The sequence below is a fragment of the Treponema peruense genome, assembly GCF_016117655.1.
In the GTDB taxonomy this organism is placed as follows: domain Bacteria; phylum Spirochaetota; class Spirochaetia; order Treponematales; family Treponemataceae; genus Treponema_D; species Treponema_D peruense.
The window spans coordinates 2,194,710-2,207,103 of record NZ_CP064936.1; the positions used below are offsets into that span (position 1 = coordinate 2,194,710).

The window sequence follows — 12,394 nt, forward strand, 5'->3', positions numbered from 1 at the left end:
TCAAAAAAAACTTTTCAATATAAAACGCGGTTCCGCAACAGCAGAATCCTGCACCTTATTTACTAATTTTCTTCTGTTTCTCCCAATCCCATGCGTACAGCTTCTGTAACATTTACTGCGTGGTCGCCAATGCGTTCAAGATATTTTGCAATCATCAGCGTATCAAGAACCTGTTCTGCAAAGTTTCTGTCATGCTTTTCACCGCTTGTAATCATGTTAAGAACATCATCCTTAACCTGGGTAAAAAGTGCATCAACTTCGTCATCCTGTCTTGCAACCTGAACAGCAAGTTGTGCATCGTGACGGACAAAAGCGTCAACACTTCCGGTAACCATTTTGATTGTTGCATCGGCCATGGCCGCAATATGGGAAGAATTGCTTCTGATATCAATGCTTGTATGTCTCAAAAGTTCTGCAATATCGCTTCCCTGATCACCAATTCTTTCAAGGTCGGTTATCATTTTAAGAGCGGCACTTACAGTTTTAAGATCCCTCGCAACGGGCTGCTGTGTATAAAGAATTTTCATACAAAGGCTCTGTATTTCCCTTTCACAGATATCAGTCTCGTGTTCAAGTTCAATGGCTTTGTCGCCAAGTTCTGAAGAACCTGTAAGAAGAGCCTGTGTTGCACATGTTATGCAGTCCTCGCAAAGAGACCCCATATTCTGAAGACTCTTATTCAATTCTTTTAACTGGCTGTCAAAATATTGTCTCATAAATTCCCTTCTGTGGTAAAATGAATCCGGTTAATAAATCAACCGAATCTTCCTGTTATATAATCCTCAGTCTTTTTGTTATGGGGATTGCTGAAAATCTGTTCTGTCTTTCCGTACTCAATAACTTTTCCCAAAAGGAAGAAAGCTGTTCTGTCACTGACGCGTGTAGCCTGCTGCATGTTATGGGTAACGATTACGATTGTATAATCATTTTTGAGTTCGGTAATAAGATCTTCAATGCGGCTTGTGCTTATCGGGTCAAGGGCAGATGTAGGTTCGTCCATAAGAAGAACTTCAGGTTCAACGGCAAGGGCACGTGCAATGCAAAGTCTCTGCTGCTGTCCGCCGGAAAGTCCCAGCGCATTTTTGTGAAGACGGTCTTTTACTTCATCCCAGATTGCAGCGCCGGTAAGTGCACGCTGAACAATATCATCAAGATCAGATCTGTTTCTAATTCCGTGGGTTCGAGGACCGTAAGCAATATTGTCATAAATGCTCATCGGAAAAGGATTCGGTTTCTGGAAAACCATACCAACTCTTTTTCTGAGAAGGTTGACATCAATGTTTCCGTAAATATCCTGATCGTTAATTTTTATTGTTCCGTCAATTTTGCATCCGTCAACAAGATCATTCATTCTGTTGTATGTTCTGAGAAGAGTTGACTTTCCGCAACCAGAAGGTCCTATGAACGCAGTAACCTCATGCTCAGGTATATCAAGATTAATGTCATACAAAGCCTGAAAGTTTCCGTAAAAAAGGTTCAGATTTTCTGTCAGTATCTTTGTTTTCTGTGCTTCCGGGTTCTGTGATTCGCTCATAATTTTCTCCATAAGAATCGGATTTTTTTTTGTGTTTCCTTTTATTGCTAAAGATGTATTCATTTTTTCACTCCGTTATGCAACCAGATGTTTTGTAACTGCTTTTTCCAAAAGTCCGCTCAGCCAGTTCAAAATAAGAACGATTACAAGCAGAATAACAGCTGTAGCATAAGACTGACCGGTGTTAAGGCCCTCACACCAGAGTGCATACAGGTGAACAGCAAGTGTACGACCGCTTCCCATAAGATTTGGCGGAATTTTAGCAACCGTACCTGCCGTGTAAATAAGTGCTGCAGTTTCTCCTACAACGCGTCCTGTTCCAAGAACAACACCGGCGGCAATTCCTGGAACAGCAGAAGGAAGTACGACTCTGAATACCGTTCTGAGTTTTCCGGCGCCAAGTCCAAAACTTGCTTCCCTGAAAGAATCATTTACTGCAAGAAGGGACTCTTCTGTTGTTCTGATAATTACCGGAAGAATCATTATTGCAAGAGTGCAACTTCCGGCAAGAAGAGAATAACCCCAGCCAAGCGATGTTACAAAGAACAAAAATCCGAACAATGCATAAACGATTGAAGGAATTCCTGCAAGTGTCTCTGTCGTAATTCTGATAACCTTAACAACACGGCTGCCTTTTTTGGAATATTCAGCCAGGTAAATTGCAGCTCCTATTCCGACAGGAACAGCAATGATAAGTGTAAGGGCAACGATTGTAAGAGTATTGATTAAAGCAGGGAACAAAGAAACGTTCTCGCTGTTGTAAACAAAACTGAAAATCTTTGGACTCAGATGCGGAATACCCTTGAACATAATGTATGCCACAAGTCCAACTATAGTAACAGAACATATTGCAACTGCAAGCCACACCAAAAAGCGCAGCATACGTGACTGGAATGTCTGTGAATGTTCAGAAACAAGTGATTTATTTTTCATGCTTTATCCGATTTGTTTTTCACTACAGTGAAAATAATATTGATAATCAAAATGAATACGAACAGAACAACAGCCGTAGCAATAAGTGCATCTCTGTGAAGATCTGCAGCGTATCCCATTTCCAAAACAATATTTGCAGTAAGTGTACGAACACCTTTTACAAGACTCTGCGGCAGAATAGCCTGGTTACCAGCAACCATGATAACAGCCATAGTTTCACCGATTGCCCTTCCTATTCCAAGAATAATTCCTGAAACAATTCCGTTTTTTGCAGCTGGAAGTTCTGCACAGAAAACGCTGCGTTCCTTGCATGCACCAAGGGCAAGTGAACCCTCGAAGTATCCGCCGGGAACAGCACGGATTGAAGTTTCCGTTGTCTGAACAATTGTCGGCAGAATCATTATTGCAAGAACAATGCTTGCTGCAAGAATACTGGTTCCGCTTCCGCCAAAAACATTTCTGATGGCAGGAACAATAACTGTAAGTCCAAAGAAACCGAATACTACGGAAGGAATGCCCGCAAGTAATTTTATTCCGCTTTCAATAGGTGAATAAATTTTTGAAGGACAAAAGCGTGCCAAAAAAACAGCAGTAAAAACTCCAAGCGGAACACCAAGAATAATGGCACCAAGTGTTACTACAATGCTTCCTACAATCATCGGAAAAATTCCGTACAAATCAATTGACGGCTTCCATCTTAATCCCAATAAGAACTTGTCCAGTCCTATTTTTGCAATCGCCGGAATTCCGTTGGCGAACATAAACACGCAGATAAGAATCAGCGCCGCAATGGAAACAAGGGCAGACAAAAGAAAAACACAATGCATTATTTTTTCTGTAGGTTTTCCGCCTGTCAATATTTTCGTTCTTGCGCTCATAAAATATTCCTCCCAGATAAATCCAGGGCTTTCAAAAAAAATATCTCTAAAAAGAACCGGCAGAATCCCCGGAACAAACCGAAGATACCCGCCGGTTTAACAGAGGGTGATTATTTTACATCGCCCCACTTTGTGATAGAACCAGTGTAGATTCCGTTGATAGAATCTTTTGCTGCGTTGTTAAGAGTATTTTCTTTGTTTACGATAACTGCGATTCCGTCAAGGGCAATCTGTGTTCCCTTGGCACCCTTTGCAGTTTCGCTGTCTTTGATTCCGCGGCTAGCCATTCCGATGTCACAAACACCGCTGATTGCGCTATTTACACCGGTTGTACTGTCAGACATCTGAATTTCAATGTCCATTCCGGGGTTAAGAGCCTTGTATGCTTCTGCAAGTTTTTCCATAACAGGTGTTACTGAAGATGAACCTGCTACAGTAATTTTTCCTGTCTTTCCTGTAGCAATGTAAGCCGGATTCTTTACTGCAGAAATGTATCCGTTCTTTTCTACTACGCTCTGTCCGTCAGAAGAAAGAATGTAGCGGATAAAGTCCTGTGCATTCTCTGAAAGTCCGTCTTTTGTAACAATGTTGAAAGGACGTGAAATCTTGTAGGCACCGCTCTTGATGTTTACAACAGTAGCATCTGCTCCGTCAATCTGGAGAGCCTTTACTGTGTTGTTGAGTGAACCAAGTGAAATGTATCCGATAGCTGTGTTGTTTCCGGCTACAGATGTAAGCATAACTTCTGTTGAGTTTGTGATATCTGCACTGTCGATTGTATAATCAACTTTCTTTCCTTCGGCATTCTTCTTTTCAATTCCGAAAAGTTCGATAAAGGCTCCGCGGGTTCCGCTGCCCTCTTCACGGCTGATTACCGTAATTGTTTTCTTTGAAAGATCAACAGCTCCGCTCTTGGCAGTGCATGACGCAAGTCCGAGTGTTCCAAATGCAATAGCCGCGATTCCGGCAGTCAGTAAAAGACCCTTTTTCATTTTTTTAGTACCTCCTAAAATTGTACTGACAACAATCTAATTTTCGTTTGTAAGATGTGTATTTTAATTGTGTTAAAATTCCGTTAATTTATAACAGAACAAAGTCTGCGAACCGCCTCTGCTGCATTTAAAAATGTGTTAATTCCGCCCCAAAAAATTTGAAAATCACCCTTTTTTTTATATATTTAAATAATATGGAAAAGAATCTTGTTATAAAAAACGCACTCAGCGACAACAGGGGAATTCTTAGCAATCCCGATGAAATAATAAACACTGCCGTAGAATTTCAGCAGCTTCTTATGCTTTATGAAAGCGGAATCAAGCAGATAACTACAAAATTCGAGATTCTGGAAGATGAATTTGAAGGCAAACATGAACGCAATCCAATAAGCACAATCACCAGCAGAATAAAAGAACCAATGAGCATTGCCGAAAAGCTTCAGCGCAAGGGACTGAGGGTTTCGCTGGATAATATGATAACAAAACTTTATGATATAGCCGGAATACGCGTAACCTGCCCGTTTATAAGCGATGTCTACAGAGTAATGCAGATGCTTTTGCAGCAGGACGACATAAAGCTTATAGAAATGAAAGATTACATAAAGAATCCCAAAAAGTCCGGTTACAGGAGTCTGCATGTCATTGTTACGGTAGGCGTGTACTTCAGCGACCAGAAGCGTGAAATTCCGGTTGAAATTCAGATAAGAACCATTGCCATGGACTTCTGGGCAAGCCTTGAACACCAGCTTCACTACAAAAAAGACTACACTATGCCTTCAAACATAAGCGAAGAACTCAAAGCCTGTGCAGACTTAATTGCCAGTACCGACATAAGAATGCAGGAACTGGCAAAAAACATTCCGGGCTTTGTTGACTACAGCGAATAGGATGAATAAAGTCGGCCCGTAGCAAATGTATGTCAGAATTGCCCCTGTAGCATTGATTGCCTGATTGTAAAAAACTGCAGTTTGTAAAAACTGCATTTACTTTTTATTGTGCCGTATGTATAATCTCATTCAACTATGAATTCAAAAAAACTTGATCCCTGCAGCGGACCTCTTGCAAAGAATATACTCGCATTCAGCATTCCGCTTATTTTTTCCAATTTACTGCAGGTTTTGTTCAACATGTCAGATATCGCTGTTGTAGGACGGTTTGCCGGTTCTATTCCGCTTGGTTCGGTTGGCTCTACAACACAGATTATTTTTTTATTTACGGGAATTCTTATTGGTCTTGGAGCCGGAATAAATGTCATTGCGGCATTTTACATCGGTTCAAAAAACAGCAAATCACTTTCGGACACAATACACACAGCCGCCTTTATATGTCTTGCAGCGGGAATAATCCTTCTTGCAGCCGGAACAATCCTTGCACGCCCTATTCTTGCGGCAATGAACACAAAGAGCGAATTAATGGAAGGCGCTGTAGTTTACCTGCGCATTTATATGCTGGGAATGCCGGCCCTTGCAATATACAACTTCGGAAACGGAGTTCTGAGCGCAACGGGTGACACTAAAAGGCCGCTTATTTTTCTTACTGTCGCCGGAATAATCAATATTCTGCTGAATCTTTTCTTTGTAATTGTATGCAATCTGGGCACGGCAGGAGTCGCCCTTGCAAGCATTATTTCGCAGTACATTTCTGCAGCACTAATTCTGCTTACAATGACAAGGGAAAAAGGTGCGGCGAATCTTGTAATTTTCAAAATCAGGCCCAATTCCCACATGTCTCTTAAAATCCTTAAGATCGGACTTCCTTCGGGTCTGCAGAATGCTGTTTTTGCCTTTGCAAACATTTTTATCCAGACCGGAGTAAATTATTTTGACGCTTCCATGGTTGCAGGAAATGCCGCCGCTTCAAATGCAGACCCGCTTGTTTACGATGTAATGAATGCCTTTTACACAGCCTGCGCCACTTTTATAGGCCAGAACTTCGGTGCCGGAAACAGAAAGCGTGTGCTCAAATCATATTTCATAAGCCTTGCATATTCTTTTACAATAGCACTGGTCATGGGAGTTGGAATTTTCTGCATAGGACGGCAGTTTTTGTCACTCTTTTCTACAGACGCGGCTGTTATTGACGCGGGAATGCAGCGGCTTTCTATAATGTCGCTTTCGTACTGCATTTCTGCCTTTATGGACTGCACAATCGCGGCTTCAAGGGGACTGGGCAAAACCGGAATTCCGTCATTCATTGTAATAATGGGTTCATGCGTGTTCAGAATTATATGGCTGTGCACGGTTTTTGCCTGGTTCAGGACAATTCCGTCACTTTTCCTGCTGTATACCTTCTCATGGGCAATAACTGCCGCTGCAGAAATTGCATATTTTATTCACATTTACAAAAAAAAACCTTCTGTTATTTAAAGGGCAGCACAAATTTATTCCGGACAAAAAAAGTATTGGAACTCAAAATCCCGGAACAGATGTAAAGCCCGACAAAGAAAGTTATGAATTTGTTTTAGGCAACTTCAATAATATGATTAGTGGAACCGTATTGTACTGCCCCTTAAAAATGCTCATACCTATATATTCCAGAAAACAACACCTCTGGTGCCCTTACAATCCGTAACGCATTTACACTTATTCCTTAAATTTCAGGAATAAGTCTTCCACAGCCGTAAAATGTTTTTTTCCAGTAATTTTCATTCAAACCGCTGATAATTACACCAGTTCTTGGACCGCCACTTGCTGCATTTAAAAACAAATTCTGTTTTCCAAAGTCATTTTCTCCAGGATTTTTTCCTAGATAAATACCGACATGCGTAATTCTTGAATCAGAAGCACCCTTAAAAAAGATTAAATCGCCTGGAAGAGCTTCGCCCAAGGAAACAGGAGATGTCTGATTGTAAATATCCTGAGCGTTTCCCCTTACATCTATACCAAGGCTCTGTTTTGCCGTATATGATACAAGTCCAGAACAGTCAAAACCCGGTCTTGGAGTTTTTCCGCCCCAAACATAGTTTATGCCTTTATATCCCATTCCAAAATCAATAAATTTTTTACGCATATCTATAACAGAATCCATTCTTTGCTCGGATTCTTCAATCGTCATAGTTTTATTATTTTCATTCTGCTGTTCTCGCAATTTTTTCTGTTCATTCTCTTTTATAAAAGGCTTATTTACCGAAGTTTTTCTTTTTGAATCTGATTCCAGATTCTTTGCAGTTTTGTTTTGTTTTTCTAAAATTTCTTTTTCGACATTTTTTTTCTTAGGATCTGTCCTTTGTGTCTGGTTTACAAGAGTATCTTCTTTTTTTTCCTGCATCGTAGAATCTTTTTCATTATTTTCAGTTTTTGTCTTCGTTGTATTTTTTGCAGGCTTATTTTTTAAATTCGCCTTGTTTTTTTCAAGTTCCGCCTTTGCTTTTTCTTTTGCAGAAGAAATCTGGCTTTTTGAAGAAGCAACTTTCTGACGTTCATTTTCAATTTTTTTTAGAATATCGAGTTTTTTTTGCTTTACACTTTCAAAAAATTTAGAATTTTCAGTTTCTATTTCTTTTTTTGAAGGTTCAACGACTATTTTATAAAAATCGCCCTCTTCAACTTTTTGATTTTCAAAAATATCATCACCCTTGTTATCTGCCGCATAAACTGCAAAAGATGAGACAAAAAAAACTAAACTTAAAACAAATACTTTTCTTTGAAAATTTTTCATATAACCAGCCTGAACAAAAAAAATCGAATTCACCAGATTTTCTTCTAAAAAAAATAAAAACTTTGCCTGCAAAAGAGACAAAGTTTTTATCAGAAAATCAAATCACATAAACTAAATAATTCAATCTTACGCTAAATTATTCAGCATCAAGTGTCTCTTCAGCCTCAGTATTAACTTCTTCGTTATTTGAAGTAATCATCATATTCTGAAGTTTAAGAGAAAGAGATTCTTTCAATGCCTTTCCTTCGTCAGTATTGTCTTCGATAGAACTCAAGGCGCTCTGAATCTGAGCATCGTAAAGTTTTTTAGTCATGCCCCAAACAGCATAGTATTCATAATAAACTTTTGATTCCTTTGCTTTTTTTGAAGTTTTTACTTCTTTCTGAATCCAATATGAAGCAATTTTTTCAAGACCGTTAAGTTCAACGGCAGAAACAGCCTGCTTGTACATATTCAATTCCTGCTCCAAAGAAGTTGGATCTTTTACATCGCCAGACTGTTTTGAGCGTCCTTTCTGAGCAGCAGAAACAGCTTTTCCAACAATTCTCTGCATTTCATCGCCAACCTGAACTTCTACGTCAACCAAGTCAGCCCACTGCTTTGTAAATTCAAGGTTATCACCACGAGAAACTACAACAAAAGGTTTTTTGCCAGCAATTCCTGGCATAATTGGAGAAAGATATTCTGCAGAATAATTTCCGTTTCCAATTTCAACAACCCACTGAGGAATTTCTGAACCAAACGATGCTCCCTGATAGTCAAGAATTGTTACGTAATTCTTCTGAACTTTAGCAGCATTGCCTTTGATTCCAGAACCAGAAACTTTTGTAGTTCCACAGCTACTGAACAGAACAGCAGCTACAACAGAAAGAATAAAAATACTCTTTTTCATTTTATTTCTCCTACTAAAAATTTGCAGAGCAAATTTTACTTTTTAACAAACCGCCAAAAAGACGGACTAATCCTAAATAAAAAAGTTACTTAAAAGAAAGATTATTCATATAAGAATCAAAATTTTTGCTGAATTCTGTTCCAATGTTTTTTTCCAAAACCCGATAAGTTCTATTTTTGGCATCGGATTCAGAAGAAGCACCTTCTCTTCCTTTTAAATTTATTGCAAACAGCGACTCCGACTTCAAATTATCAGAAAAATCTAAGTCCAATGTATAAACACAGTAAGTGATTTTTCCTTTTTTTGAAATTTCGGAAGAATAACTGCCTTCAAGCCCATATTTTTCTTTTTTAGAAGAAGATGTTTTAAATCCGTATTTTGAAAAAACGTTTTGAAAAGCAGACTTTATTTTATTTTCCCTGTCGCCACCAACCCTTATATAAATCGTAATCCCTTCTGCAAACTTCTTTTGAGTAGCCTGCATGCTTTGAAGCGAAACGATTTTTTTACTGATCGCATTTCCCTGTTCAAAATCAATTACTGTAAGATTTTTAAGCAACCTGTTGTTTTCAGAAGCAATGTCGGTTGCAAAACAAATTTCACTATAACCGTAAAAAGAATGCGGATTTTTTTCAGACTCTGCTGCAGACTGTCTGACAACTGCATCGTTTTTCTGTATAAGATCCAGATAAACAGCGGCTGTTTTTTTTCTGTCGAGGATTGCAATTGCATACCATTTTTTTTCGGATGAATTGTAAAAATATTCTGCAATTTCGATTCCAATCAGATTTTCTGCCTCGATTTGGCTTGTTATATTCTGCTGTAAGTTTCCTGACGAAGAAAAAGAAATTTTTCCGTCAGAAAGAGCCTGTTCCATTTTTTTTGATGCGAGACTGTTAGACTTTACAGTCTGCCCAAAAATAGAAGAAAGGTTTTTTACGGCTTCAAGTTCTGCACTTTCCCGATTTTCTCCAGAGCCAGTTCCGTTCATATAAGTTTCCGAAGGATAAACGCTTGCAGGAAGAGTTATCCATTCAGGCATTTTCTTTTTTGCGCCAAAAACCAGACAGGCAGAGAATATAAAGGAAAAAACAAAAATTCTTTTCTTCATAAAAATCCTTAAACTTTCTTACGTTATTAAGTTTTGCAAATTGTTAGAATTTTACAGCAGATTTTTTTATGTATTTTTTTATATCGTTGTTCTGATCAGACCAGATAATTCTGTTTGTTTCCAAATCAATCAACTGCATATCAACCTGATATGTTCTTACCTGCTGTCTTCCGTCAGTATCTACAATTGTCGTAACAGTGCCCTGGAGCATAAAATCTGCGGCAATTTCGTTTCCGATTGATTTTGCAGTTTCATAAGCATTTTCTGCCTGATCATATTTTTCTGCACGGAGCTCTTCTCTCTGATTTGCATCTGCAACAAATTCCAAAGTTCCGTCATTAATAATTACATTCTGAAATCTTTTTGAAAGAATTGAAGTGTCAATGTGTTCAACGCTCTTGTTTTTGATAGTTCCAATAATTACAACAGGAGTTCTGCCTTTTGCGCTCTTAAAATTTGCAACGCGTTTTGATTTTATGCACGAATCAATCAAAGTTGTACAAACCTGATTAACATCGTTGTCGTTCCAATATCCGCTCAAATCTTTTACGCTTTCTTCTGCTCCATATCTTGTTACAGAAGTCGATCCGCAAGAAAAGAAAAACAACGAAGAAACAACCAATAAATTTGCCAATACTACTTTTATTTTCATAAATTACCTCTCAATAATAAATCTATTTTATACAAGAAGAAACAACCAATGAAGGCCTTCCTTCTTTTACTTCCGTTTCAAACGGTTTTTCGACTATACTTCCGTCAGAAAAGCGATAAATCACCTTTCCCTTGTACAAACCAGCAGAAACAGTAAAACCTGCGGCATTTACGGTTTCTGGAAAAAATTCTCCCTGCCGAATATCAGCAGTTTCGGTCAAATCAATAGCTGAAAGTCCTGCTGCTGTTGAAGAACAAAGCGCGTCAAAAGCTACCGAAGACAAAGTATAAGCAATACTTCTTCCAGAAAGCAATTTTAAGCCTTCATAACTGGCGTTTATACTTGCAATTCCTGCCACAATTCCACTGACTTTTTTTGTAATACTGCGGTTCATACTTGCAACATATTCTTTTCTAGCTCTAAGTTTAACAGATTTTTCCAAATTTGCATTAAAATTTTCTATTATAACGGCTCTTTTGGTTCCCACATTATTCAGTACAACATCAACTCCGCTTACAGTAGATTTTCCTGCATAAAACGGATAGACAAATTTAAACTGAACTGGAAGACGACGATAAGAAGAATTTCCTGTCGGAACATAAAAATATGTAGATTTTGAAGGAAAATAAACTTCTTTTGCAGTCTGCGTTCCAATAAGACCTGCAAGAGCAAGAACGTTAACACGGCCTTTACCAGAAGGAATTGCAGAATCAACAGAATCAAAATCTTTTACAAGCGACTTTAAGACAATAGAATCAGAATCAATCTGGCTTTTATCGCCATCGGCCTGTCTTAAAATTAAACTTAAGTATCTGGCAAGAGATGATTCTTTATAAACGTCTTTTTCGGTTGGCTTTTTAGGCAAATCGGCCGTAAAAACAGAAGAGTCAATATTGTAAGCGTTCAGAGATTTTGCGTCCTTATCAAGCTTTTCGCGGGCAGAAGGATCCAGACCGTTTTTTACCAAAACTTCACCATAAAGACGTCTGTATTCAGGAAGTTTTACGGTAGAAAGCTTTGTGAGCTGATTTACAGCATTATTTAAATCTCCCTGCAAATAATAACAAAGGGAATTCATCGTATTTACAAGAAGATACTCGTAAACATTGCCCGTATATTCTTTTATATTTTCGTTGACAATCGCTTTTCCAATTGATTTCGTAATGCTTTTTGTAAGCGCATCAAACATCTGCGCGTCGGTCTTTTCAAAAACAGTTGAAGCCTGAGCATATTCGCCAGTAATAAAATAAAGCATGGCAAGGTCAAGATTGTCTCTTATATCTGCTTTTTTTTTCGTTTTGTACAGCATCATTCCAAGACAAGTAGAATAATTTCGCTGATTGTAGGCTTTTTTATACTCTTCTTCGTTGTATTTAATCGGCTTTATTTTTTTAGAATTTTGTTTTTTTTCAGTCGAAGCAATATTCTCTGATTCTGAATTTTCAATTTTTGAGGAAGAACATGAAACAAAAAAACATGCCAACAGAAGTATAAAAACTTTGATAATTTTTTTCATTCTAAACTCACAATCATGAATAATTTTCAAAACTTTTTTAATTCCTCAGATCCATTATAAAGTATGATAGATATAAAATCAACCACTTCATCAATAACATTGTCTGGAGTACTTGCTCCTGCCGTAAGCCCGACTTTTTGAAGAGAAAAAAATTCTTCAGGAATTTCATCTGCTTTTTCAAATTTTTGCAACCGCCCCAATCATGTTGAAAATCTTCTTTAATAAGAGT

13 protein-coding genes are annotated in these 12,394 nt (G+C 38.2%); 2 read left to right on the plus strand and 11 right to left on the minus strand.

Annotated elements, in window-relative coordinates; genetic code table 11:
- Positions 1-62: 62 nt before the first annotated feature.
- From phoU to IWA51_RS10085, 5 genes are all read right to left on the minus strand, one after another.
- Positions 63-716: a phosphate signaling complex protein PhoU gene (gene phoU / locus IWA51_RS10065; protein WP_198442319.1), complete on the minus strand. Its 654-nt coding sequence runs from the start codon at positions 714-716 to the stop codon at positions 63-65.
- A gap of 38 nt (positions 717-754) precedes the next feature.
- Entirely contained in the window at positions 755-1,534 is a 780-nt protein-coding gene (gene pstB, locus IWA51_RS10070) for a phosphate ABC transporter ATP-binding protein PstB (protein WP_230402751.1), read from the minus strand.
- Positions 1,535-1,609: 75 nt separating this feature from the next.
- Positions 1,610-2,467, minus strand: coding sequence for a phosphate ABC transporter permease PstA (gene pstA / locus IWA51_RS10075; protein ID WP_177528239.1), 858 nt, complete (start codon positions 2,465-2,467; stop codon positions 1,610-1,612).
- Positions 2,464-3,345, minus strand: coding sequence for a phosphate ABC transporter permease subunit PstC (gene pstC / locus IWA51_RS10080; protein ID WP_177528240.1), 882 nt, complete (start codon positions 3,343-3,345; stop codon positions 2,464-2,466). The genes pstA and pstC overlap by 4 nt, the downstream gene beginning before the upstream one ends.
- A gap of 110 nt (positions 3,346-3,455) precedes the next feature.
- A complete protein-coding gene (locus IWA51_RS10085; protein WP_198442320.1) occupies positions 3,456-4,337 on the minus strand; it encodes a substrate-binding domain-containing protein in 882 nt (293 codons plus the stop codon).
- Positions 4,338-4,531: 194 nt separating this feature from the next.
- Between IWA51_RS10085 and IWA51_RS10090 the strand changes: the two genes are divergently transcribed.
- Complete coding sequence (locus IWA51_RS10090; RefSeq protein ID WP_177528242.1) at positions 4,532-5,224, plus strand: GTP pyrophosphokinase; 693 nt, start codon at positions 4,532-4,534, stop codon at positions 5,222-5,224.
- 135 nt (positions 5,225-5,359) lie between these two features.
- On the plus strand, positions 5,360-6,703 hold the full coding sequence (locus IWA51_RS10095) for an MATE family efflux transporter (RefSeq protein WP_198442321.1): 1,344 nt from the start codon (positions 5,360-5,362) through the stop codon (positions 6,701-6,703).
- A gap of 223 nt (positions 6,704-6,926) precedes the next feature.
- Here IWA51_RS10095 and IWA51_RS10100 read toward each other — a convergent pair whose 3' ends face one another.
- From IWA51_RS10100 to IWA51_RS10125, 6 genes are all read right to left on the minus strand, one after another.
- Positions 6,927-7,994 (minus strand): C40 family peptidase, encoded by a 1,068-nt coding sequence (locus tag IWA51_RS10100; RefSeq protein ID WP_198442322.1) that lies wholly within the window; start codon positions 7,992-7,994, stop codon positions 6,927-6,929.
- A gap of 136 nt (positions 7,995-8,130) precedes the next feature.
- Positions 8,131-8,886, minus strand: coding sequence for a hypothetical protein (locus IWA51_RS10105; protein ID WP_177528245.1), 756 nt, complete (start codon positions 8,884-8,886; stop codon positions 8,131-8,133).
- 85 nt (positions 8,887-8,971) lie between these two features.
- Positions 8,972-9,997, minus strand: coding sequence for an LPP20 family lipoprotein (locus IWA51_RS10110; protein ID WP_177528246.1), 1,026 nt, complete (start codon positions 9,995-9,997; stop codon positions 8,972-8,974).
- A 43-nt stretch (positions 9,998-10,040) separates the two neighbouring features.
- Positions 10,041-10,649, minus strand: a complete 609-nt coding sequence (locus tag IWA51_RS10115; RefSeq protein ID WP_198442323.1) for a penicillin-binding protein activator LpoB — start codon at positions 10,647-10,649, stop codon at positions 10,041-10,043.
- A 22-nt stretch (positions 10,650-10,671) separates the two neighbouring features.
- Complete coding sequence (locus IWA51_RS10120) at positions 10,672-12,165, minus strand: hypothetical protein (RefSeq protein ID WP_177528248.1); 1,494 nt, start codon at positions 12,163-12,165, stop codon at positions 10,672-10,674.
- Between the two features lie 26 nt (positions 12,166-12,191).
- On the minus strand, positions 12,192-12,356 hold the full coding sequence (locus IWA51_RS10125) for a hypothetical protein (RefSeq protein WP_230402650.1): 165 nt from the start codon (positions 12,354-12,356) through the stop codon (positions 12,192-12,194).
- Positions 12,357-12,394: the final 38 nt, after the last annotated feature.

Coding starts and splice junctions, on each gene's coding strand:
- phoU (WP_198442319.1), bottom strand. CDS start 716: ATGAGACAATATTTTGACAGCCAGTTAAAAGAATTGAATAAGAGTCTT.
- pstB (WP_230402751.1), bottom strand. CDS start 1,534: ATGAGCGAATCACAGAACCCGGAAGCACAGAAAACAAAGATACTGACA.
- pstA (WP_177528239.1), bottom strand. CDS start 2,467: ATGAAAAATAAATCACTTGTTTCTGAACATTCACAGACATTCCAGTCA.
- pstC (WP_177528240.1), bottom strand. CDS start 3,345: ATGAGCGCAAGAACGAAAATATTGACAGGCGGAAAACCTACAGAAAAA.
- IWA51_RS10085 (WP_198442320.1), bottom strand. CDS start 4,337: ATGAAAAAGGGTCTTTTACTGACTGCCGGAATCGCGGCTATTGCATTT.
- IWA51_RS10090 (WP_177528242.1), top strand. CDS start 4,532: ATGGAAAAGAATCTTGTTATAAAAAACGCACTCAGCGACAACAGGGGA.
- IWA51_RS10095 (WP_198442321.1), top strand. CDS start 5,360: ATGAATTCAAAAAAACTTGATCCCTGCAGCGGACCTCTTGCAAAGAAT.
- IWA51_RS10100 (WP_198442322.1), bottom strand. CDS start 7,994: ATGAAAAATTTTCAAAGAAAAGTATTTGTTTTAAGTTTAGTTTTTTTT.
- IWA51_RS10105 (WP_177528245.1), bottom strand. CDS start 8,886: ATGAAAAAGAGTATTTTTATTCTTTCTGTTGTAGCTGCTGTTCTGTTC.
- IWA51_RS10110 (WP_177528246.1), bottom strand. CDS start 9,997: ATGAAGAAAAGAATTTTTGTTTTTTCCTTTATATTCTCTGCCTGTCTG.
- IWA51_RS10115 (WP_198442323.1), bottom strand. CDS start 10,649: ATGAAAATAAAAGTAGTATTGGCAAATTTATTGGTTGTTTCTTCGTTG.
- IWA51_RS10120 (WP_177528248.1), bottom strand. CDS start 12,165: ATGAAAAAAATTATCAAAGTTTTTATACTTCTGTTGGCATGTTTTTTT.